Here is a 1,128-nt window from a genome sequence, read left to right on the forward strand (position 1 = left end):
ACCTTACTCTTATCCTTCAATCAATTATCTCATTGTTAATTGAAATATTTATGACAATTAACGCTTTCAGACAGACCTAAGACTACCCCTTAGGACGCTTAGCACCGTATTTAGAACGACCCTGACGTCTATCTGCAACACCTGAAGTATCCAAGCTACCACGAACTGTGTGATAACGAACACCAGGCAAATCTTTAACACGACCACCACGAATAAGAACAACGCTGTGCTCTTGTAGGTTATGGCCTTCACCACCGATATACGATGTAACCTCGTAACCGTTCGTTAGACGAACACGACAAACCTTACGCAAAGCCGAGTTTGGCTTCTTAGGTGTCGTAGTGTATACACGAGTACAAACGCCTCGACGTTGAGGACAAGCCTGCAACGCGGGTACGTCACTTTTCGCGACTACACGTTTACGAGGCTTACGTACCAACTGATTAATCGTTGCCATGTAAGCAAACTCCAATATCTATATTTTTAAAAACCGTTTCATTACAAAACGTCAAACTACTATGCCGAAATTGCTGGCACAATAAAGTTGAGGGGCGCAAGTCTAATGACGCCCCCCTCAACTGTCAAGCAATGCGGTGATTTTTTGTTCACCGCACCTGCATCCACTTACTTAACAAGCAATTACTGCTTATTAAGCTCGGCACTCAATGCTGCAACAACATCCTGTGCACTTACACCCAAGCCCTCTTCAGCGATAGGTGCCAACTTCTGATCTTTCTTACGCTTACGCTCTGAGTGGTAAGCCAAGCCTGTACCCGCTGGGATCAAACGGCCCACTACCACGTTCTCTTTCAAGCCACGTAAGTAGTCACGCTTACCTGTTACCGCACCTTCAGTCAGTACGCGCGTTGTTTCCTGGAACGATGCAGCAGAGATAAACGACTCAGTTGCAAGCGAAGCTTTGGTAATACCCAACAACTGACGCTCACACTGCGCAGGCATCTTGTCGTTCGAATCAGCCTCTTCATTAGCTTCCAAGAACTTCACATACTCAACCTGGTCACCCTTGATCAAGTCAGTATCACCAGACTGCGTAATCTCAACTTTACGCAACATCTGGCGCACGATAACTTCGATATGCTCATCGTTAATTACAACACCCTGCAAACG

1 protein-coding gene and 1 pseudogene are annotated in these 1,128 nt (G+C 45.9%); both read right to left on the reverse strand.

The genetic code is table 11. From position 1 onward, the window contains the following. Window positions 1-82: 82 nt before the first annotated feature. Entirely contained in the window at window positions 83-457 is a 375-nt protein-coding gene (rpsL, locus tag A3735_RS23800; RefSeq protein ID WP_068456027.1) for a 30S ribosomal protein S12, read from the reverse strand. 182 nt (window positions 458-639) lie between these two features. Then, window positions 640-1,128 (reverse strand): annotated as a pseudogene (locus A3735_RS23805) (DNA-directed RNA polymerase subunit beta'); the annotation flags it as partial.

The sequence above is a fragment of the Oleiphilus sp. HI0061 genome (assembly GCF_001635675.1).

What these genes read in the sequence shown, in the direction of transcription:
- rpsL (WP_068456027.1), bottom strand. Translation starts at nt 457, where the DNA reads ATGGCAACGATTAATCAGTTGGTACGTAAGCCTCGTAAACGTGTAGTC.